Source organism: Pedobacter segetis (assembly GCF_016623585.1).
Classification (GTDB): domain Bacteria; phylum Bacteroidota; class Bacteroidia; order Sphingobacteriales; family Sphingobacteriaceae; genus Pseudopedobacter; species Pseudopedobacter segetis.
On the sequence record NZ_JAEHFY010000003.1, the window covers coordinates 1 to 22,248 of the forward strand.

The window sequence follows — 22,248 nt, forward strand, 5'->3', positions numbered from 1 at the left end:
AAACACGGGAGCGACAGGTTCAGCAGGAGCAACTGGAGCAACAGGTTTACAAGGCGCAACGGGAAACACGGGGGCAACCGGTGCTGTTGGAGCAACAGGAGCAAAAGGCGATACAGGTTTACAAGGTGCAACAGGAAACACGGGAGCGACAGGTTCAGCAGGAGCAACTGGAGCAACAGGTTTACAAGGCGCAACGGGAAACACGGGGGCAAACGGTGCTGTTGGAGCAACTGGTGCAAAAGGCGATACAGGTTCAACAGGTTCAACAGGAACCAATGGTTTAGGATATGGTGGTACTTCAACTTCATCTAACGCCATTGGTACGGGTAATAAAACCTTTACTACTCAGGCTGGTTTGGCTTATGTTGCTGGGCAAAGGGTTAGGGCTATCAATACTACTTCTAAATATATGGGTGGGATTATTTCTTCATATTCAGGAACTTCTTTAGTGATTAATGTAGATGAGACTATTGGTTCTGGGACTTACACTTCTTGGAGTTTTGGAATTGCGGGAGAAAATGGAACTACAGCTGGCCTCACTGCGGGTAGCCTAATATCAATAAGTGGATCTACTATTGGGGTTGATATTTATGGAAGTATTGGCGGCGGAGGCGGAGACATTCAAGGTTCGCTTAATCAGTTGCAGATAAAATCAGGTGCTGTTCAAGGCTATCAGGTCCAAGATGGGGCAATCCAAAACGCAAAGATAGCTGATGGTACAATCTCTGGTGCTAAACTTCAGGGCGGAATTATTGATGCAACCAAATTAGCGTCAGCATCTGTTACCGATAATGCTATCGGTTATGCAACCATCAATCCAAATAAATTAGCACAAGCAGGTGCTACCACTAATCAAGTATTAACTTGGAACGGTGGGGGTTGGGTACCAGCAAATGCTGGTGGGGCATCTGATGCCACTACTTCTGCAAAAGGGGTTGTTCAGCTTGCGGGCGATTTATCTGGTACGGCAGCTGCACCAACAATCGCTAATAATGCGATAACATCTGCAAAAATCTTAGATGGAACGATAGCTACGGCAGACTTAGCAGATAATTCTATTACTACGGCTAAAATAGCCGCTAATGCGGTAACGACCGCAGATATAGCAGATGGAAGTATTACTGCTGCCAAAATAAACGCTATGTCGGCAACTAACGGACAGGTGTTGAAATACAATGGTAGTGCTTGGGCACCGGCAACAGAAGCGGCAGCCAGTAATTGGTTACTAACAGGAAATACAAATGCCACAGCGGCTAGTTTCTTAGGTACTACCAATGATGTTGCTTTTAAAATAGGCTCTAATAATACCCAGATGTTGCAGTTTGGTAGAAGGCAAACATTGGGACTTACCCAAACTTATACCGATTATACAAATAACAATCAACCATTGGTGTATATCAATGGCGATGGCACAACCTCTGCGATACAATTTGCTGCAAGTGCCGCTAATTTTTATAAACCTATGTTCTTTACAACCACAGACGGAAACTTTAGATTAAAAGGTAGCTCTGCAGGTACTGATTATTTTGAGATCGGGAGTGGCGGTACAGGTAACAACGGAAGATTGGAATTTATTGTAGGAGATGATGGTGATGAACCCATTGTTTTTTATAAAAACAATTATACTTCAGGTAACGTGGAAATGCTAAGGATGCAAGGAACCGGTTTAAACAACAACGTGAGGATTGGTGTTAATACCAACGGCGCATCAGCTAATTCAACCTTTCAGGTACAAGGATCGGTGGCTAATTCAATAGTAAGAACCTCTACTGATATTACATTAAACGAGAGTAATTATACCGTAATTGCGGTAAGTGCAATCAATATTACCTTACCCGCTGCAAATAGTTGTGTGGGTAGGACCTATGTTATCAAAAACTTAGACAATACAAATACTTGTGGTATTAGTACTTATATAAGATCAAATTCAAATAGTGCTACCGTAGTAAATACAAAGGCCGTTATCATGATTCAATCAGATGGAACAGATTGGCAACAGATTAACTAGGCTATTTAAACGATAACCTTATAATCCCCTTCCTTTTAAGGTTGGGGATTTTTTTTAATCAAAGAATCGATTTTTTGATTATTTTCTACAATATGGGGAAAAACAAACCTTATATTTTTGATTAATTTTAAAATTATCGTAACCAATTAAGATTATACCCGTATAAGGCGTTTTTTAAATCAAGATAGTCCTCAAATTTTTTCATTATCTAAATTTTATAGGATATAATGCTATTTATTTACCCAAATAGGGTAAAATATTACTCAATTAAAGAGCGTATTCCTCATAGTTGAATTTTTTGTAGGTGGTTTTTAAAACTCAATTAATTTTTATCCAATTTTTATGAGATTATAAAAATCGATGTCTGAGTATCATTTAAGCTTGATTTTATACCTTACAGTATTTTCATGATAATCAATAAATAAGATATTATGGGGAATTTGTAACCCAATTTTTTTAGCGGCGTAAAACTTGTCTTAAGGTTAGCATGAAGACAATAATTTTACTTTCATTTTTACTGGCAGGTTTAGGGTACAGCTCTTACGGCCAAAGCGTAGAAAGATTGGCGATAACATCTGGAGCTGGTTTTGCAACATCTACAACTGGAGAAACATTACAATATACGATAGGACAATCTTATTTTACGCAAACATTAACAGACGGGAACTCAACATATTTAACGCAAGGGTTTCAACAACCAACTAATTTCAACTATGCTTCTTTGGATGCACCCTCATTTAGGGATATTTATTCTAACAAAATTGAAGCTTTCCCTAATCCCGCCATTAATTATGTAGATATACTTTTGGGTTTAATAGATGATGATGGAGCAAAGGTATCCTTAATGGATATTTGGGGGCAGCCCATAAAGAAACAAGATTATGCCGTAACCAAAGGCAAGCAACAATTGCACTTTGTTTTCGGGAATGTACCAGCTGCACTTTATACCCTAAGGGTAGAAGCAAATAAAAAGGTGTACTCTAAAAAAATATTGGTTGCGGGTTTATCTTCAAAAGTATCGTTCTAAAATATATAATAACGCTCTTCATCAATTAACATTCTCAATAACCGTTTCTAGCATTAGGAGCGGTTTTTTTTTGATTTTGATAATTAGTTTTTAAAGTTTACCTATTAGGCAATAATCTAGGAACTTGGGCTCGATTATTAATTATTTTTATGGTACTCAATTACTGTTTTCTTTTACTATAATAGAGCGGTTAAAGATTGAAGAGGCATCCCCGCCTGCAATTCGGGCAGGCTTTTTTGTCATTTCAGGAGGGGTATATATTTATTTCATATCGATCAATATAAATGGCTTAAAACTTAAATCTATCCCCCAACAATTGGGCATCACCCAGAGTATATGTTATAGTGCACTTCTCCTTTTCTTTATTGATCATAAATTTATTGCTTATTTACTTTTACAAGTCTAAAGGAACGAAGTCGAAGGGGGGTGCGTTGGGCTTTATGCTTCGACTCCGCTCAGCATGACAATCGACTCCGCTCAGCATGACATTCGACTCCGCTCAGCATGACAATCGTCTCCGCTCAGCATGACATTCGACTCCGCTCAGCATGACAATCGTCTCCGCTCAACATGATATTCGACTCCGCTCAGCATGACAATCGACTCCGCTCAGCATGACAATCGACTCCGCTCAGCATGACAATCGTCTCCGCTCAACATGACAATCGACTCCGCTCAGCATGATAATGGACTCCGCTCAGTATGACAATGGATTCCGCTCAGCCTCACAATCGACTTCGCTCTGGGATAAAGCCTCTTGTATTGTTGATAAATCATGGGTTTTAACCTCGTTTCATGGTGGTTTGTATAAAATATATTAACCCTCAGAATTACAGATTAAGAAGAGTTGCAAAAAACTCAATTCAACACATAATCCAGCTCTAGCTCGTCCAAGTTATTTAAAAGCTCTTTAGAAATGTTAATCTGTCGGCTTTTACTAGGTAGATCAATACGGATTTTCTCTTTTTTATCCAATACGATGAAGTTGAGTTTTTTGGATCCGCTATAATTAGCAAACATCATATCCAAATCGTGGATCAAAACATCATTAATATGATCAATTTCTAGGCAAATATCGATTTTATTGGCTTGCTTTTCTAAGACATCGCGTAAATCTGAAAAATCGGTATAGGTTAGGCGAGTTCTTCTCGCCCCGTCTGGCAAATTGTAATAGCTTACATTTCCTTTTAGGTAGATATAGTTGTTTAATACTAAGTGATGCTTAAACTTCATATAATCATCTTTATAGATTTGAAAATCATACATATCATCATAACCTTCTAATTTAAACTGTGCCCAACCTCTACCTTCTTTGTTAAGTCTGTGGTTTACGTAAGAAATAATGCCGCCTACTTTAAAAGAAAAGTCGGCACCTTTATCTATTTCGTTAAAAATAGTGAGGTTGCCTTTGCTGCAATATTTATCCAGTACCAATCTATACTCATCAAGCGGATGGCCAGAGATATAAATGCCCACTACTTCTTTTTCTTTGGCCAATTTGAGCATATTTCCCCATTCTTCACAATCTGTTAAGGTTGGTTCTGGCATTTCTACGGCAGCACTACCGCCAAATAAACTCCCTTGAGATGAATTTTCGTTTTCTTTATGTTTTGCGCCATATTTTATCGCTTGTTCTAAAACTGTGGTATTGTTTTCTTCATAAAAATATTGCGCCCTGTGGGTATTCTTGAAACAATCAAACCCACCTGCCAATACTAAATTTTCTAAGGCTTTTTTATTGGCGGCCCTTAGATCTATTTTCTTGGTAAAATCAAAAATATTCTTGTATTTTTCTTTTTCCCTATTGATGATGATGGTTTCTACCGCACCTGCCCCAACGCCTTTTATTGCCCCCATCCCAAAGCGGATGGCGTATTCATCGTTAACGGTAAATTTATGATAAGATTCGTTTACATCAGGGCCCAACACCTGCAGGCCCATTCTTTTGCATTCTTCCATAAAAAAAGTAACCTGCTTAATATCGCTCATGTTGTTAGAAAGCACAGCAGCCATGTATTCTGCCGGGTAATGCGCTTTTAAATACGCGGTTTGATAGGCGATCCAAGCGTAACAAGTAGAATGGGATTTGTTAAAGGCATAACTTGCAAAGGCTTCCCAATCTTTCCAAACCTTTTCTAAAACTTTAGCATCATGGCCTTTGGCAGCAGCTTGTGAGATGAATTTTGGTTTCATCTTATCCAAAACATCTTTTTGCTTTTTACCCATCGCTTTACGCAAAACATCTGCCTCGCCTTTGGTAAAATCTGCCAATTTTTGGGATAAAAGCATCACCTGCTCTTGGTAAACCGTAATGCCGTAGGTTTCTTTCAGATATTCTTCACTATCGGCAATATCATAGGTTATTACCTCTTCGCCATTTTTTCTACGGATAAAACTTGGTATATATTCCATCGGCCCAGGGCGATAAAGCGCATTCATGGCAATCAAATCGCCAAAAACGGTAGGCTTTAAATCTTTCATGTGCTTTTGCATCCCTGGCGATTCATACTGGAAAATACCTACGGTTTCTCCCCTTTGGAAAAGCTCATACGTTTTTTCATCATCTATCGGGAAATGATCGGGATCTAGATCTATATCTAATCTTTTTTTGACCAGCTTAACGGTATCTTTTATCAGCGTAAGCGTTTTAAGGCCCAAAAAATCCATTTTTAAAAGCCCGGCGCTTTCTACCACCGAGTTATCGAATTGGGTAACGTAAAGGTCAGAATCTTTTGCTGTGGCAACCGGGACAAAATTGGTTATATCACATGGTGTGATGATCACACCGCAAGCATGGATGCCCGTATTGCGCACAGAACCTTCTAAAACTTGTGCCTGTCGCAAAGTTTCTGCACTCAGATCGTCTCCGCCTGCAATATTTTTAAGTTGGTTTACCATCTCCATATCTTCAGAACGGAGCGCAATTTTAAGAGCGGCATCGTCTAAGTTGAAGATTTTAGCCAATTTCATATTTGGGATCAACTTGGCCAGTTTATCGGCTTCAAAAAGCGGTAGATCTAAAACCCTTGCCGTATCACGAACGGAAGATTTTGCCGCCATGGTACCGTAGGTTATAATTTGGGCAACTTGGCTAGAACCATATTTTTTGATTACATAATCCATTACCCTTCCACGGCCTTCATCGTCAAAATCGATGTCTATATCTGGCATTGATACCCGATCGGGGTTTAAGAAACGCTCAAAAAGCAGATCATAAGCAATGGGGTCTATATTGGTAATCCCTAAACAATAGGCAACCGCAGAACCCGCCGCAGAACCACGCCCTGGGCCTACGGAAACATCTAATCGCCTTGCTTCGGCAATAAAATCTTGTACGATCAAAAAATATCCCGGGTAACCGGTTTTTTCTATGGTTGCCAGCTCAAAATCTAAACGCTCCTTAATTTCTGGCGTAAGTTCTCCGTAGCGTTTTTCTGCACCAACATAAGTTAAATGTGCTAGGTATTTATTTTCGCCACGTTTACCACCATCGGCTTCATCTTCGGCAACCAAAAACTCTTCAGGTATATCAAATTTTGGTAATAGAACATCTCTGTAAAGCGTATAGCTTTCTACTTTATCTACAACTTCTTGTATGTTTACGATGGCTTCTGGCAAATCGGCGAAAAGCTTTTTCATGTCTTCACCAGATTTAAAATAATATTCTTGGTTTGGCATCCCGTAGCGGAAACCCCTTCCTCTGCCAATAGGAGTGGCTAATTTTTCCCCTTCTTTAACACAAAGCAAAATATCATGGGCGTGTGCATCTGCCTTATCGATATAGTAAGTATTGTTTGTGGCCAAGATCTTAACGGCATTTTTCTTGGCAAGATCAACCAAGGTTTGGTTTACGCGGTTTTCATCTTCTTGATCATGGCGCATCAGCTCTATATAAAAATCATCGCCAAAGGTTTCTTTCCACCATAATAGGGCTTCTTCTGCTTGGTTCTCGCCAAGGTTTAAAACCTTGCTTGGTATTTCGCCATACAGGTTGCCAGAAAGCACAATTAAATCTTCTTTGTATTGCTCAATGATGTTCCTATCTATACGGGGGACATAATAAAAGCCTTCGGTATAGGCAATGGATGACATTTTTGCCAAATTGTGATAACCATTTTTATTTTTCGCCAAAAACACAATTTGGTAACCGTTATCTTTCCTTTTTTTATCCGTATGGTCATCGCACACAAAAAACTCACAGCCTACAATAGGTTTTATGATGGTTTCTGTGGTTTGTTCTCCTTTTGCTAAAAGTTCTTCATTTTTGGCTTTCGCCGATTTGTTGTGGTTAGCAACCGCACCCATAAAATGGAAAGCGCCCATCATGTTGGCATGATCGGTAATGGCAACAGCTGGCATCTTATTTTTTGCCGCAGCCTTTACCAAACTAGCTACAGAAATGGTAGATTGTAAAACCGAAAATTGGGTGTGGTTATGCAGATGTACAAAATCTATATCAACCAAATCGGCTAAATTGGCATCCTTATCTGCGGTGTTAAAATCGGCTTTAAGCTTTTTGCTTTCTGCCTTTAGCCTTAGAGATTCTTCTTTTAAATTGATGTGCTTGATACCAACGGGCTGAATTTCTTCAGGATTTAAAGTTCTAAAAGCGTGGAAGTAATCAGTATCAACCTGTAATTGTTCAATGGTAAAAACCTCTCTTTTTATCAAGGCAAAAAAGCAACGGGCTGTGGCTTCTACATCGGCAGTGGCATTATGGGCTTCTGCAAATGGTTTATTAAAAAGATATTGGTGTAATTCTGTAAGGTTTGGGAGCTTAAATTTTCCTCCACGCCCGCCTGGTAATTGTAATAAACTTGCGGTAACTTCTGTACAGGTATCTAAAACTGGGAGCTTGGTAAGTAAATTATCAAAGCCTAAGCGATGAAATTCTGCGCCCATAATGTTGATATCAAAACCTAAATTTTGGCCAACAATAAATTTTGTTTGGCTTAAAGCCAAGTTGAATTTCTCTAAAACTTCTGATAATAAAATCCCTTGTGCTTGTGCTAATTCGGTAGAAATCCCATGGATTTTTTCTGCATCATAAGGTATATTGAAACCATCGGGTTTAACTAAATAATCTTCATGCGAAATTAGCCTTCCCATCTCATCATGCAATTGCCACGCAATTTGGATACACCTCGGCCAATTATCGGTATCGGTAAAGGGCGCATCCCAACGTTTCGGCAATCCGGTGGTTTCGGTATCAAAAATTAAGTACATAGCAAAAGCTTATCTTTTTATGAATGAGAATATTAGAAAGTGTTCTAGAATTTTGAACGCTATCTTCAAATTTAGCAAAAAATCAGTGTGATTTTATGGTGTTGAAAAGTATTGGGATGAAAGGAAAATAAGGTTTATAACACTTATAAAATGAAAGTTATTCTAGACATTAAAGACATTAAGGCACAATTTGTTATGTAATTATTAGAAAGTTTTTCTTTTGTTAAAGCCAAACAAATTTCTGTTTATAAAGCTGAAGTTTTAGAAAATTTGAAAGAAGCTGTTGAAGAACTTAATTTAATTAAAATAGGTAAAGCCGAGGGTAGAAATGCTGAAGACCTTTTAAATGAATTATAAAATTATCTCGTTGGCAAGTTTTGAGAAAGAATTTAAACAAATTCTGTCAATTATTCAATCTTAAATTGTTTCTATTCATTCCTAATCTCTAGTTGATGTTTTTAGTCCATCAACTTTAAAATCTACCTTTCCGAAATACTTGTTTAAATCAATAGGTGGTTTTTTATTTTTTGCAGCTAACCTGACATCTAAATTTCCCGGGATGTGCTTTTATTAAACACTAAATAAAATAATTCTATGCAATCCTTTGCGATGCTTAAAAGCTGTCTTTAAACAAGCTTAAAAGCCATAATCTAAATCAAACAATGCTTTGTTTAGACTTTCCTTTTTTCAATTTTATTTAAAACGATTTATATTAGCTTGATAATCATTAAACATCCATAAAGTTTAATTAACCTTTTATGAAACTGAAAAACTTTTTAAAACTTTTAACGCTTTGTTTGCTTTGTGCAACCTTCGTATTTTCGTCATGCGGCTCACAAAAAACGAATGTTGGGACCGTTACGGTTAGCGTAGCCAACAATACCAACATCGATAAAAAGGCACAAACTATTGAGATTGCTTGGGCATCTCTAAAAAGATTGGGAACCATTAACCCTAGCGAGTTAGTGGTAACAGATTTGGCTGCCAATAAAGAAATCCCTTCGCAAGTGATTTACAACGGGCAAACAGATCCACGATCTATTATTTTCCAAACCGATGCGGCTGCAAATTCTAGTCGAAAATTCTCTATAAAAAAAGGTAAGCCAACCGATTACCCAAAACAAGCATTTGGCAGGCAGGCAACAGAGCGTTTTGATGATTTTGCTTGGGAAAACAACCTGGTGGCGTTTAGGATGTATGGCGAAGCTTTGGAAGGGAATTCGGGGATGGCAAAAGGGATAGATTTTTGGGCAAAAAGGACTAATAAACTGATCATTAACGAATGGTATAAATTGGATAACTATCACCATGATAATGGAGATGGGGTTGACGCATATCACGTTGGGATGACTTTAGGTGCCGGTGATGCCGAGCCAATAGTTGACAACGAAATTATTTACCCCATCAATTATACTAGCTATAAAATTTTAGATCAAGGGCCCATAAGGATCAGTTTTGAACTAACCTATAAGCCATTTTTGGTTGATGGTAAAATGGTTAAAGAAACAAAAACCATTTCTTTAGATGCAGGATCGCAATTAAATAAAGTGACCAATCATTACGATAAGCATGATTTAACCATTGCAGCAGGGGTAACAACACATAGCGGCGACGGCAAACCAAAATTAGACTTAGATAATAATTACGTAGCTTACTGGGATTTAGGGGATGCAAAAGTTAATGGTTATATTGGGGTAGGGGTTATTGTACCCGCCAAAAGCATCCAAAACATAAAAACCACAGATCAACATCTATTGATCATCAGCAAGCTTGATAAAAACAATAATTTAGAATATTATCAAGGAGGCGGATGGAGCAAAAGCGGTAATTTTAAGGATGAAAGTGCTTGGTTTAGCTATTTAAAAAACTTTAGCCAAAGATTAAAACAGCCTTTAAAAGTAAGCGTAAATTAATTGAGGATTAGAAATAAGAGATAAATAATTGATAATGAATTTATTTGATTTAAACGGTAAAATAGCCTTGGTTACAGGTTGTAACAAAGGGATAGGAAAAGGGATGGCCTTAGCTTTAGCTGCCGCCGGGGCAAATATTATCGGTGTATCTGCAAATATGCCAATGAGTGATGGCGAAACAGAAAAAGAGATTAGAAAATTGGGCAAAACCTTTAAGCCTTACCGTTGTGATTTTGGAAATAGAGAATCTTTAGAGGCATTTATTGTAAAAGTAATGGATGAAAATCCTCAAATAGATATTTTGGTAAATAATGCAGGTACGATCATGAGGGCACCTGCGGCGGAACATCCAAACGAATATTGGGATAGTGTTTTGGCCATTAATTTAGATGCCCCTTTTATTTTAACAAGGGAAATTGGTGCTAGAATGGTAAAACAAGGTTTTGGTAAAATAATTTTCACGGCTTCTTTATTAACTTTCCAAGGAGGGATTACCGTACCGGGATATGCGGCAAGTAAAGGCGCAATTGGTAGCTTAGTAAAAGCTTTTGCGAACGAGTGGGCAAGTAAAGGTGTAAACGTGAACGCGGTTGCGCCGGGTTATATCGCTACGGATAATACAGAGGCTTTGCGTAATGATGAGGATAGGAGCAAATCTATTTTATCAAGGATACCGGCCGGAAGGTGGGGAAAACCCGAAGATTTTGGTGGGGTAACGGTTTTCTTAGCATCAAAAGCATCAGATTATGTACACGGAACCATCATTACCGTTGATGGTGGATGGATGGGACGATAAATAAAGCCTAAAGCTAAATGCCAAAAGCTAATTAAAAATTCAAAATAGAGAATAAAAGACATGAAACAGAGATATCACAACAGCCAGAAAGAAGTAAAAGGGATGAATACCGAAGAGTTGCGTGAGCAGTTTTTGGTAGATCAATTAATGGTTAAGGGAGAAATAAAATTTACTTATAGCCATTACGATCGTGTAATTGTTGGTGGCGCAGTTCCAACTTCGGGAAAATTGAATTTAGAAAACTTCCCAATGTTAAGGGCCAATTATTTCTTAGAAAGAAGGGAAATGGGTATTATCAACGTAGGCGGTAACGGTAAAATTGAAGTTGATGGTAAAACTTATGATGTAAACAAAAAAGATTGTCTTTACATTGGTAGAGGGAGTAAAAATATTTATTTTTCTTCTGCTTCCGCCGATAAACCTGCATTGTTCTACATATTATCCACTCCGGCACATAAAGAATATGATACCACTTTAATGAAAGAATCTGATGCTACTCCGGTAACATTGGGAGCAGCAGAAACATCAAACCATAGAACTATTTATAAATATATTTTTGCCGATGGTATCCAAAGTTGCCAACTGGTAATGGGTTTAACCATTTTGAATACGGGAAGCGTTTGGAATACCATGCCAGCCCACGTTCATGATCGTAGGATGGAAGCTTATTTCTATTTTGATCTGGCCGAAGACCAAACTATTTTCCATTTTATGGGAGAACCACAAGAAACCCGTCATATCACCATTCATAACAATGAAGCGGTAATTAGCCCACCTTGGTCTATACATTCTGGTTGCGGTACAAGCAACTATTCTTTTATTTGGGGAATGGGTGGCGAAAACCAGGATTACGGAGATATGGATCCTGTAAAAATTATTGATTTGAAGTAGGGATTTAATAATTTTAAAGGAGTGTTTAGGTTTTTTTTATTTTTTTAAAACCAATTTAAAAATTAAGTTATTAGCTTAATCATTTAAAATTTGTATTTTTGATATAGCAGGGGATTATGGATAATACTTTAATAGACACTAAAAACGAATTAATTCAGTGGCTATCTTCCGTTGAAGATGAGAAAGTTATTGATCAAATTTTAGAAATTCAAAAAGAAAATTCTAAAGATTGGTATCCTAGGTTATCTTCTGAAGAAAGAGAATCTATAAATAAAGGAATTGCCGATGCCGATAAGGGAAATTTAGTTGAGCGTTCCCTTGCTAAAAAACTATATGAAAAGTGGTTATAGTATTAAGTGGACTAGCCATGCGTTAAAAGAACTTGAACAAACAATAAGCTACCTGCAAGAAAACTTTTCAGATAAAGAAATTAATAAGTTAGCATTAAAGATTGAAAAAACTTTAAATTTAATAGAGCAAAACCCTTTCATATTTCCCAAAACCGACTTTTTAAATACTTATAAAGTTATTGTCTTAAAATATAATACATTGTATTTTCGTGTATTAAACCACGATATCCAAATCTTATCTTTTTTTTCCAATCGGCAAAGCATAGAAAAAACAAAACTTTAATATACCTGCTATTCAAAGAATTTGTTAAACACCCTAATGAGTATTGATTTATTAGGTTTTTAAAATTAGTTATCTTTTTGCCAATTCCATTTTAAAAGTTTCTTTGTAAAGTTTAAAATAACTTAGAGTATGGATGATAAAAACAACGGCGATAAGAATAAATAATGGGGTATAGATTGTATCAATATCAAAAGAATAATCAAATAAAATATGCCCTAATGCAATTGGTAATACCACTAAAATATAAAAAAATCTATAAGCAAAATCTCTGTAACGGAAAATTCTTTTATCTCTTAAAGAGGGTTTAACCAAATCATATAGTTTCAATCTCCAAAACATTAACCAACTTATAATACTAGGTACAGCAATCAGTAAAAGAAGCAAAAAAAACAAAGATATTCTGGAGAGAAAAGAAACCGCAGAAATGCCAAATAATAAACTTAAAGTAATTGTGGTTAAGATTAACGGAAACTTTAAATAATTTAGAAATAATCGCCTATATCTTCTATTAATTTGTTTACTGACCTCTTTTTCCCTTTGCTTTTCCAAATAGGGTAAGTTTTCATAGCCTCCAAAATCTTCATCCCAAATTTGATTTAACTTTTGATAAAAAGTAATGTTTTCATCTTGCTCGTTTTCTAAAGCAGAAATTACGTGATCTATAACCTCATAATAGGTCTCATTGTATTTAACATTTTGATATACCAATTTATTAACCCAAGCTTTTTCATTTTGGTTTAGTTTCATCAATCAGCAATTTTAAGGTTTAACAATAGTTGTAGGTTGGCAATAAAATCTTTCGCATCGCTCAGTTTTAATGCAGTTTCTTTTTTGCCTTCTTTTGTTAACGAATAATATTTTCTTACCCTGTTTTCAAAAACTTCTGTATAAGTTTCTAAAAAACCATCTGCTTCTAATTTATGCAAGGCCGGATAAAGAGCACCCTCTTTAAGAATGATTTGACCATTGGTTATTTCTTTAACTTTTTGCGAAATCTCGTATCCATACATTTTTTCTTGGTGTGCCAACAACTTTAAAATAATAGTTTGTATAGAGCCTTTTAACATAGAATTTGAATTCATGAAACAAATATAATTAAAATTTATATACATAGTTTTATTATGTATATAAATTTATTAAAACGAACCAATAAAATTAAAGATATTGTTAATTTAAACCTGCTGGTAAGCTATTGTTGGGGTCGTCTTTTTTAAAATCTAGTTTACCAAACCTGTAAGCAAAAGTTAACCCAAAAGAACGGAAAGGGATTTGACGGTAGGATGTTTTGATAGAATTACTTGCGTTAATTGTAGTTTCTTGACGGATATACTTATTAAATGGATTGGTAGCCGTAAACCCTATGCTGCCTTTCTTTTTAAGAATTTGTTCTCTTAATGCCAGATTATAAAATAAAAAAGAAGGTCTTTTGCCTTGTATGCTGTTTTCTGGAGCGTTATAACTGCCAAACATTTCGCCGCTAAAATTAGGGTTAAACTCATAACTGGCGTTCAAATTTATCCTCGCCCTAAAACCATTAATATTTGGTCCTCCGGTATATTTATCAATAACATTTTGATTGGCTATGTACATATTTGGGCGTACGGTTAGTTTGCTGCCAAACGGTATAGAGCCAGATATGCTTATGCCTTCCCTTATTTCTTGCCCAATATTTAAACGGGTACTTAATGTCAGGTTTTTGTAGGTAGAATCGCCAACAACATAAGAAGGATAGAATGTAGAATAAGATTTTATATCCTGATCATTATGTCTAAAAAATAAGGATATGTTTAAGTTGCCCCCTTTTTTGTAGTTTTTATTAAAGCCAAATTCAAAATTATTACCAATTTCTGGTTTTAGGCTAGGGTTTCCGGTGCTCGCATTTCTAGGGTCTGATAGATCTAAGAACGGGTTTAGATCTTCATAATCTGGTCTTTCTATCCTGTAGCTATAACTCAATTTTAAACTATTCTTATTGGCAAAATTATGCGCAATCACTATAGATGGGGCAAAAGTATTGTAAGGGTCTATATTTATTTTGCCCACCTGAGAATAGTATGCATCAGAAAAAGTGCGCTCATACCTCAAACCAGATTTTACATCTAAATAACCTAAAAGCTTATAGGTACCAGAAACATAAGCCGCATAAATATTGCGTTTATAATCTAAACTATTGGTTTGTGATAAATTTGGAGCAAATTCTTGGGAGTTGTTATCTAAAGAATATACAAGCGCATTGCTATTGATGTGGTTGATGATGGTTTTTGCACCGGTTTCTAATACAAAATTATCGTTTAAAGGGTAGGTATAATCCAGATTAATTTCCACTTCATTATTTGCACCTTGGTTGTTGCTCTTTAAGCCAGAAAATGGGTTTAAATTTAGTAACGATTGATTTTGATTAAACGAGGAAGAGCTGTTGCCCAAACTGGCATTGGTTTCTATATTAAGTTCTTCATCGGCCTTTTTAAATGTTTTTTTATACGCAAGGGAAAGATCCACAGAGCGTTCATTAAAATGATTATTGGCATTTAACAAGGATGCTTCGCTATTTAAAAGCTGATTGCCTTTAAAAGTTTTTATATTTTGATTGTTAAAGTTTTGATTATCATAATTATAAGAATTATAACTAGCAGAAGCACTGATATTGTTTTTTTTGTTGATATCCCAATCCAAACCCAAACCAGTTCTAATGCCACCCCTATTGATTTTACTGTTTCCGTCTTGGATTAGGTTATTGGTAGTGTCTGCAAAAAACGAATTTCTGTTTAATCCGTTTAAACTAGTAGTATTAGGCTGGTTGTTTCCGTTAAAATATGTGTTGATACCAAAACTGCCCCTTTTAGCCCCTAAATTAAGCGAGCCATTGTTTCTACGTGTTCCCGCCGATAGATTAATACTTCCGTTAATACCGTAAGCGTTGTTTTTCTTTAAGATGATGTTGATGATCCCCGCAGTACCGGCAGCATCGTACTTAGCTCCTGGGCTGCTAATTACCTCCACGCTTTTTATTTGATTTGCGGGTATAGATTGTAGCGCATCGGCAACGCTACTGCCAAAAATAGACGAAGGTTTGCCATTGATCAGAAACTTTACCCCAGAACTCCCTAAAAGTTGCACATTCCCATCAATATCAACCGAAACTTGTGGCACTTTTTTTAAAACATCGGTAGCTACACCGCCCTGCGAGGTAAGGTCGTTCTCGGCATTGTAAACAATTTTATCAATCTTATTTTGTATAATCGGTGCGTTTGCTGTTACGGTAACGCTTTTTAACAATTTGCTAGATGATATCAAAATAACCTTGCCCAAGATAACCTGGTTATCTTGTTCGGTAAGTTTAAGGTTATCAATCGTTTTACGCTTATAGCCTATAAAATCTATGGTAACTTTGTACTCTCCTAAATTAATATTGCCGATGGTAAACTCTCCTTTTTCATTGGTTACCACGCCATCAATTGGCTTGTTGCTCCCCGTTTTGTAAAGCCCGATAGAAGCATAATCGATAGGGGTATGGGAAGCAGAATCTATAACAGCACCACTGATTTTACCAATTTTTTGAGCTTTTAAAGATATACTGAAAAATAAGGCAAAGGCTAAGAAAGTATATTTCATCATAAACAGGGGGAACTAAATTTTTCACAGAATTAAGAAGAAAATCTGAAGTAAATTAGTAGTTATTAAATTTGTTACGATCGCTTAACCTTATTTAAACTATCGCGTTTAATAACCCTCAAATAAATTAAAATCAATATCCATAAATAAGCCGTCCCCAGTAAAAACCCGCCCAAAACATCGCTAAACCAATGTGCACCTAAGTAAATCCTAGAAATAGGGATGGTTAAAATCAGAAACATACAAAAGCAAATGATTATTGAACGAAGCGTATGATTTAACCATTTATGGTGGTACAATATAAAGGCTATGAACCCAAAGAATGCAATATAAAAAGATACATGGCCGCTTGGGAAGCTTTGATGCTGAACTTCTATAATTACCCTAACTAAATCTTTGCCAGGCCGTGGTCTGTTTACCAAAACCTTTATCAAATAAGTAATTAAAGCAACCAAAAGTGTAGCTAAACAAAAATAAGCCGTTTTTCTTTTTTTTGCGATGTAAAGAATGGCAGCACTTAAAACAACAGATATTACAGACTGATAAGTTAAACCAAACCAACTAATAGCTTTCATGATGAAGTCTAAAACAGAGTTGTGATATTCTTGTACTTCCTCAGAAAACTCATGATCTATCCAAGATGATGGAAAAACCCAGACCAAAATGGTAAGGATCAAAAATCCAGAAATGATGATCAAAAGAATTCGCCTTGCATTTTTATTCCCAAGTTTTAACATCTTTTTTGCTTTAAGCCCAAACTTTGGCCTAATATAAAAGAAATGTTAAATTCTGAAGATATTTAGGTTAAGCTTTGCAGTTGATCAGGTTTCTTCAGAATCTCTACAGAATTGAACTTTAAATAGCGTAAAATCTTAAAATATGTTAAAGAAAAATATCTTGGCCTCATTAAGCATCTTATTGATGGCCACTTCCCTAAGCAGCTACGCACAAAATGTTTCTAACTATCATGTTATAAAAAGTTTCCCCATAAATGGCGATGGCGGCTGGGATTATTTAACTGTTGATGCACCCAATAAAACGGTTTATGTATCCCATGGGAATGAGGTAAATATCCTCAATATAGAAACGGGCAAAGAAATCTATACCATAAAGAATACCATCGGCGTTCACGGGATTGTGTTGGTAAAAAGTTTAAATAAAGGGTATATAAGTAATGGGAAGGATAATAGCTGCACCGTTTTTGACATTAAAACCAATGAGACTTTAAAAAAGATAGAAACTGGCGCAAACCCAGATGCTATTTTTTATGATGATTATTCTAAAAAGATATTCACTTGTAACGGTAAAAGTGAAGATGCTACTGTGATTGATCCAATTACCGATAAGGTTGTAGCCACTATCCCACTGGGAGGAAAGCCAGAAACAGCTGTTTCTAATGATAAAGGATTGGTTTTTGTAAATATAGAAACTACTAATGAAGTGGTTGTTTTTGATGCAAAGACCTATCAAATAAAGCATAGGTACAAATTAGAAGGTGGCGAAGAACCATCTGGTTTAGCGATAGATTTAAGCACAAACCGACTTTTTGTAGGTTGTGGTGGCAACCAACAAATGATCGTAATGGATGCCTTAACAGGGAAAAATTTAGCGAAATTCCAGATTGGGGATTGCGATGGTGTAGCGTTTGATCCAATGTATAAAAACGCTTATTCTTCTAACAGAGAAGGTACTATTACCGTAGTTAAAGAGGAAAATGCCAATAAGTTTGAGTTAGTAAAAAATATAGAAACAGAGTTTGGCGCAAGAACAATTGCTTTAAACCCAATAACACATCATTTATTTGTTTCTACCGCTAAAACCGAAGCAGTAAAACCAACAGACCAAAACCCAAGGCCACGCCCAAGAATTTTACCCGGTACTTTCCATGTTTTAGAGATTGGGGAATAGCAGAAGGGAATCTGGAAAACAAGACAGAAATAACAAGTCACAATATGTGAGAGCCAGCAGGACATAAGTAACAAGATTAAAGAAACGAGGAGCAGGATGCAGGAGGGAAGAAGCAAGATAGAAGGGGTAATGGAGACAGTTATTTATTGCTTCATCACCAGTTAAACCACCCATATAGCCAAAATAAACTGATAACATGGAAACTGGGCATCCTAGCTTATCGGGCGCAAAATATTTAAAGGTGGCCTTGTTATAGATCCGTTTTACGGATACCTTGCGTTTTTGCATTTCTGCTTTGATAGTTTTTACAGGTAAAATTGTAAGTTTATAAGCTAGCTAACTGAAAGCATTAATTTTAACGAATTACAAACAAATTTTACCAAAATTGTTAAACCGATATTTTATAGGCTTACAGATAACAAGATATTTTAAGTAGTTTGAAGAACACAAAAAATTTATATCTTCGAAGTAAGATTTATGCTGAAAAGCTTGGTCATTGCAAACTCACCTGAAACCATAAAGACCGAAAAGTGAGAAACTAAATTGTGGACATCAACAAATTTAAACAATTGACTTTATACCCTTCAGATAAGACGAATGGGCTTATAGCTTGTGCGTCAGTCCATTATGAAAATTTTCATTTTGCTAAAAAAGCAGGTCTTATAATTTAATGGTACAACTTACTTTTAGGTAGAAATAACCCCATATATTAACTTATTATGAACATTTAACCAGTAATTTTGGAAGATATAGATAATAATGAAAGTAAGATAGAGATTGATTTACATGCTTTTTTAAAGATTATTAAAGCGGAGAAAAAAATCATATTAATAGCAATTTTTCTTTCAGTGATAATTGGTTCATTTTATGCTATTTATTATAATTCTGAACCAAAGTTTGTGGCAGTTGGTAAAATTATGCCTGAAGTTGCAAGTAAGCCAACAAATGGTTTGGGTGGGTTATATGAAATACTAAAAAAATATAATTCTAATTCTGACGTGTACAATACAGACATAACCAGACCAGAATTATACGGAGAAATAATTAACACTAAAGCTTTTTTTGATTACCTAATATCTAAGAAGGTAGAAACAGCCAATACAAAAGAAATACTTTTTAAAACTTATTGCAATACCAGGCTAATGCCAGAGAGTGTATTTCATCAAAACGAAAAAGAATTTGATAAGGTAGGGGCATATAGCTATCAAGAGATCATTCAAAAAAGGATTGAAATTAGTACTTCAAAAAATAAAGTTGTATCAGTTTCTGTAGAAATGCCCGATCAAATAGTTGCTGCCAAAATTGCCAATTATACGATAGATTATTTAATAGATTTCATTATTAAATATCGAACAAAAAAAGCCCGACAAGAACTTTTATTTGTTGAGAATTTGATTAATAACACTCCAAAAGAAGGTTTATCAAAAGAAGTGAAAAGCGATTTATTAGCATCGTTGGTACAAATGAAGATTAAAATACAAGAAGATACCCCTGTTATCCAAGTATTAGAATATGCATCAATTCCAGTATTCAAAAGCAATCAATCCAATATTATCATCATCTTACCTTTTATGTTTTTAGGTTTAATAATTGGGATATTTGCTGCATTATTCAAAAACAAAACATATAAAATATTTTTGTGATAGCCACATCAACGCCTATTTAGATTTTGCTAGAAAATTCCAGGTTTTTACTATAAATAAGGTATGGAACATTAAAAGATGAAAAACAATAAAAACACAGTTTATAGTATTTTGCAAACAAAGTAGGGCTAAGGTGCAGAAGGTAAAGAGCGTATAAGCATCATACATGAAGATTCGATAATTACTTGTAGAATTACAACGGAAATACACAAATTTTAGGCTAAATAATTTCTTTTTAATTGTGAATATGAATACTCCATAAATTAAAATTGGAATAAAAAACGTAATCCAATTAATAGAAAAGGCAAAAATAATAAAAGAGAAAATTTCAAGAATTAAAAGAGAAGATTCAATCTTATTTTTTAATGCTGGATCACTACCTACAACATAAGTATTTAAACTTACCACCTTGTCTTTCTCTTCATCAAGATATTGGTGCATTATTAATGCTCTTATACCCATAGAGAAAAAAAGCCAAAGTGCACCCGAAAAAACAAAAATATAATTGTTGCTAAAATTAGCATTAAAAAGAAAGGCAAAAATAAAGAGAGAGGGGAAAAGTTGAGAGTCTAAACCATCCGCAAGTAAATCTAAAAATGGTTTTTCTTTTAGTCTTATGGCATTAGAAGAGTATAAGTAAAAGCAGATGAAACTTAAACCATACAAAATAATTGTTAAATTATGGTTTAATAAAAAATAGGAATAAATTAAGCCAAAAACAATACTTAAAGCTAGTGTCAATTTTCTGGTGGTTGGCCTCAATTTTGCCATTCCGTTGGGTTTCCCAACTTTAATGTCGAATTCTATATCATAATAATTATTAACTAAACTTGCCCAAATAGCTATAATTATAATTCCAAGAAGTAAAATAAATAATGTTTTTACCTTTATTTGAAAACCAATATTAGGGTTTTTATAGAAAAAAGAATAAATTAAGCATAAAAACGGAGCTAATTTATTTTGCCATGTTGATAAACGGATAAACTCCATGATTAAAGCACTGACCAGGGATTTTTACCTTCCTTTTTCATTTGGTTAAATATCAATATAGCATAATATACTTGAATAATTATACATGTTGCCATTAGCATCATCATAAACGAATTGCCCCACTGATGATGATAAGGATTGAATAAAATCTCTATAACATAGCAAATTATACTTATAGTGAATGAAAATGCGATTAGAAAAGATTGCCCGCGAGAGTTTTTTCTCTGAAAAAGCATGGCAACCATACAAGCAGGCACAAATAGATACACTATAAATCCAACTAGCACCTCTGCGAAAATAAAATCTTTAGTAATTATATTTTGCAATTGAGAAAAAAATTGTTCGCCATATAAATTAAGCATAAATCCTATCAAAAATACGGATAAGCTTAGTATTAGCCAATGTGGTTTTCTAATAGCATAAAACAAATGGAAGAAATTATAACTATACTTAAAATAAGTAAAAGCAATACCTAAATCTAAAAGAAACCATGTGAAATTTAAGTAGAGAGAAATGCCATTTGAAGGATAAATAAATACATGGATAAACTCCCAAGTAAAATTTAAGGCCATTGCAATAAGAGGCATTCCATGTGCTTTGTCTTTTATCCCTTTCAAAATAATTAAAAAGTAAGCAGTTGCCCAAAAGAATCCCCCTATTGGTACCATAAATGCAATTAAATAATTCATGTGATCCTATTTTTTAAAACCGAGAATATCATATTAATAAGTAAAATTGGTTTGCTTAAAATTGTATTAAAATTTTGGAGAAATTGCTTTTTATCATCTCCATTTTTTATCAAAACATACAATAACTTGAGCGTGTCTTTTAATAAATTTTGCTCAATTACTTTGTATTCTTTTTTTGTTAAAACCGCTTTCAAATGATTTAATAAAATTACAGTGTCTTTCGTTCTTCGTTGGTTTTGTATGGTAGTTTTTAATTTGTTCTTTACCTCATCATCCTCTCTTTTTTCCCACAAAATTTCATTTACATAAGCTACTCTACAATCTTTATTTTTCACAATACACGCTATTTGTAAATGCCAGTCTTCATATTCCATTGATTCATTGTTCCACCCGATCCCTAAAATAGTTCTTTTCATAACAACACCCGATGTTGGCGCAGGACAGTTATATAGTATTAATTTTCTAATTTTTTCATACTCGAAAACATGATATTTGCTTTGTGTATATTTCTGAAATTTGAACCCATGAATGGCACATCTAACAAAAACTATATCTAAATTCTTAAACAATAAATAATTAACAATTTTTTCTAAGTAATCTTTATACCAAACATCATCCGAGTCTAAGGTGGCGACAATAGTCCCTTTAGCAATACCTAGGCCTATGTTTCTACTATGAGATTTACCAGTATTTGGTTTAAAAATCGGTTTAATTTTATCCAAATAAGATTTTAAAAGTAATTTTGTACCATCTTCAGAGCCATCATCAATAACGATAATTTCTTTGTGTGGATAAGTCTGATTTAGAGCGCTATCTATAGCATTTTTTAGAACATTGGCCCTGTTTAAAGTTGTAATAATTACAGAGACCAATGGTTTTTTTGATACGCTGTTTATATCAGATATGTACATT

At 35.0% G+C, this 22,248-nt stretch carries 17 protein-coding genes; 9 read left to right on the forward strand and 8 right to left on the reverse strand.

Features of this window, described 5'->3' with window-relative positions; all coding sequences use genetic code 11:
• Positions 1–2,008: beta strand repeat-containing protein (locus I5M32_RS02330; RefSeq protein WP_200584570.1), on the forward strand; the 2,008-nt coding region annotated here is incomplete at its 5' end.
• Between the two features lie 487 nt (positions 2,009–2,495).
• Positions 2,496–3,035 (forward strand): T9SS type A sorting domain-containing protein, encoded by a 540-nt coding sequence (locus I5M32_RS02335; RefSeq protein WP_200584571.1) that lies wholly within the window; start codon positions 2,496–2,498, stop codon positions 3,033–3,035.
• A gap of 858 nt (positions 3,036–3,893) precedes the next feature.
• On the opposite strand, the gene dnaE is transcribed toward I5M32_RS02335, so the two are convergent.
• Entirely contained in the window at positions 3,894–8,261 is a 4,368-nt protein-coding gene (gene dnaE / locus I5M32_RS02340) for a DNA polymerase III subunit alpha (RefSeq protein ID WP_200584572.1), read from the reverse strand.
• A gap of 758 nt (positions 8,262–9,019) precedes the next feature.
• Here dnaE and I5M32_RS02345 point away from each other — a divergent pair.
• From I5M32_RS02345 to I5M32_RS02365, 5 genes are all read left to right on the forward strand, one after another.
• A complete protein-coding gene (locus I5M32_RS02345) occupies positions 9,020–10,174 on the forward strand; it encodes a DUF4861 family protein (RefSeq protein WP_200584573.1) in 1,155 nt (384 codons plus the stop codon).
• Between the two features lie 34 nt (positions 10,175–10,208).
• Complete coding sequence (locus I5M32_RS02350; protein ID WP_234461837.1) at positions 10,209–10,970, forward strand: SDR family oxidoreductase; 762 nt, start codon at positions 10,209–10,211, stop codon at positions 10,968–10,970.
• Positions 10,971–11,030: 60 nt separating this feature from the next.
• A complete protein-coding gene (gene kduI / locus I5M32_RS02355) occupies positions 11,031–11,861 on the forward strand; it encodes a 5-dehydro-4-deoxy-D-glucuronate isomerase (RefSeq protein WP_200584574.1) in 831 nt (276 codons plus the stop codon).
• 116 nt (positions 11,862–11,977) lie between these two features.
• Positions 11,978–12,211 (forward strand): hypothetical protein, encoded by a 234-nt coding sequence (locus tag I5M32_RS02360; protein ID WP_200584575.1) that lies wholly within the window; start codon positions 11,978–11,980, stop codon positions 12,209–12,211.
• Positions 12,195–12,494 carry a type II toxin-antitoxin system RelE/ParE family toxin gene (locus I5M32_RS02365; protein WP_200584576.1) on the forward strand — a complete coding sequence of 100 codons (300 nt, stop codon included), beginning with the start codon at positions 12,195–12,197 and terminating at the stop codon, positions 12,492–12,494. Before I5M32_RS02360 ends, I5M32_RS02365 begins: the two co-directional genes overlap by 17 nt.
• 69 nt (positions 12,495–12,563) lie before the next feature.
• On the opposite strand, the gene I5M32_RS02370 is transcribed toward I5M32_RS02365, so the two are convergent.
• The 4 genes from I5M32_RS02370 to I5M32_RS02385 form a co-directional block, all read right to left on the reverse strand.
• Positions 12,564–13,241 (reverse strand): hypothetical protein, encoded by a 678-nt coding sequence (locus I5M32_RS02370; RefSeq protein WP_200584577.1) that lies wholly within the window; start codon positions 13,239–13,241, stop codon positions 12,564–12,566.
• Positions 13,241–13,576, reverse strand: a complete 336-nt coding sequence (locus I5M32_RS02375) for a PadR family transcriptional regulator (protein ID WP_200584578.1) — start codon at positions 13,574–13,576, stop codon at positions 13,241–13,243. Before I5M32_RS02375 ends, I5M32_RS02370 begins: the two co-directional genes overlap by 1 nt.
• Before the next feature lie 85 nt (positions 13,577–13,661).
• Positions 13,662–16,109 carry an outer membrane beta-barrel family protein gene (locus tag I5M32_RS02380; protein ID WP_200584579.1) on the reverse strand — a complete coding sequence of 816 codons (2,448 nt, stop codon included), beginning with the start codon at positions 16,107–16,109 and terminating at the stop codon, positions 13,662–13,664.
• Positions 16,110–16,180: 71 nt separating this feature from the next.
• The gene (locus tag I5M32_RS02385) at positions 16,181–16,843 is read right to left on the reverse strand and encodes a phosphatase PAP2 family protein (protein WP_200584580.1); all 663 of its coding nucleotides are present in this window, start codon (positions 16,841–16,843) and stop codon (positions 16,181–16,183) included.
• 142 nt (positions 16,844–16,985) lie between these two features.
• Here I5M32_RS02385 and I5M32_RS02390 point away from each other — a divergent pair, with 142 nt between their 5' ends.
• A complete protein-coding gene (locus I5M32_RS02390; RefSeq protein ID WP_200584581.1) occupies positions 16,986–18,014 on the forward strand; it encodes a YncE family protein in 1,029 nt (342 codons plus the stop codon).
• 740 nt (positions 18,015–18,754) lie between these two features.
• Positions 18,755–19,657, forward strand: coding sequence for a hypothetical protein (locus I5M32_RS02395; RefSeq protein WP_200584582.1), 903 nt, complete (start codon positions 18,755–18,757; stop codon positions 19,655–19,657).
• A gap of 15 nt (positions 19,658–19,672) precedes the next feature.
• Here the strand turns inward: I5M32_RS02395 and I5M32_RS02400 are convergent, their stop codons facing one another.
• Genes I5M32_RS02400 through I5M32_RS02410 form a run of 3 tightly spaced genes read right to left on the reverse strand, consistent with a single transcriptional unit; the run spans position 19,673 to position 22,247 of the window.
• Positions 19,673–20,647 (reverse strand): UbiA family prenyltransferase, encoded by a 975-nt coding sequence (locus I5M32_RS02400; RefSeq protein WP_200584583.1) that lies wholly within the window; start codon positions 20,645–20,647, stop codon positions 19,673–19,675.
• 2 nt (positions 20,648–20,649) lie between these two features.
• Complete coding sequence (locus tag I5M32_RS02405; protein ID WP_200584584.1) at positions 20,650–21,336, reverse strand: transmembrane-type terpene cyclase; 687 nt, start codon at positions 21,334–21,336, stop codon at positions 20,650–20,652.
• On the reverse strand, positions 21,333–22,247 hold the full coding sequence (locus I5M32_RS02410; RefSeq protein WP_200584585.1) for a glycosyltransferase family 2 protein: 915 nt from the start codon (positions 22,245–22,247) through the stop codon (positions 21,333–21,335). Before I5M32_RS02410 ends, I5M32_RS02405 begins: the two co-directional genes overlap by 4 nt.
• Position 22,248: the final 1 nt, after the last annotated feature.

Coding starts and splice junctions, on each gene's coding strand:
- I5M32_RS02335 (WP_200584571.1), top strand. CDS start 2,496: ATGAAGACAATAATTTTACTTTCATTTTTACTGGCAGGTTTAGGGTAC.
- dnaE (WP_200584572.1), bottom strand. CDS start 8,261: ATGTACTTAATTTTTGATACCGAAACCACCGGATTGCCGAAACGTTGG.
- I5M32_RS02345 (WP_200584573.1), top strand. CDS start 9,020: ATGAAACTGAAAAACTTTTTAAAACTTTTAACGCTTTGTTTGCTTTGT.
- I5M32_RS02350 (WP_234461837.1), top strand. CDS start 10,209: ATGAATTTATTTGATTTAAACGGTAAAATAGCCTTGGTTACAGGTTGT.
- kduI (WP_200584574.1), top strand. CDS start 11,031: ATGAAACAGAGATATCACAACAGCCAGAAAGAAGTAAAAGGGATGAAT.
- I5M32_RS02360 (WP_200584575.1), top strand. CDS start 11,978: ATGGATAATACTTTAATAGACACTAAAAACGAATTAATTCAGTGGCTA.
- I5M32_RS02365 (WP_200584576.1), top strand. CDS start 12,195: ATGAAAAGTGGTTATAGTATTAAGTGGACTAGCCATGCGTTAAAAGAA.
- I5M32_RS02370 (WP_200584577.1), bottom strand. CDS start 13,241: ATGAAACTAAACCAAAATGAAAAAGCTTGGGTTAATAAATTGGTATAT.
- I5M32_RS02375 (WP_200584578.1), bottom strand. CDS start 13,576: ATGAATTCAAATTCTATGTTAAAAGGCTCTATACAAACTATTATTTTA.
- I5M32_RS02380 (WP_200584579.1), bottom strand. CDS start 16,109: ATGATGAAATATACTTTCTTAGCCTTTGCCTTATTTTTCAGTATATCT.
- I5M32_RS02385 (WP_200584580.1), bottom strand. CDS start 16,843: ATGTTAAAACTTGGGAATAAAAATGCAAGGCGAATTCTTTTGATCATC.
- I5M32_RS02390 (WP_200584581.1), top strand. CDS start 16,986: ATGTTAAAGAAAAATATCTTGGCCTCATTAAGCATCTTATTGATGGCC.
- I5M32_RS02400 (WP_200584583.1), bottom strand. CDS start 20,647: ATGGAGTTTATCCGTTTATCAACATGGCAAAATAAATTAGCTCCGTTT.
- I5M32_RS02405 (WP_200584584.1), bottom strand. CDS start 21,336: ATGAATTATTTAATTGCATTTATGGTACCAATAGGGGGATTCTTTTGG.
- I5M32_RS02410 (WP_200584585.1), bottom strand. CDS start 22,247: ATGTACATATCTGATATAAACAGCGTATCAAAAAAACCATTGGTCTCT.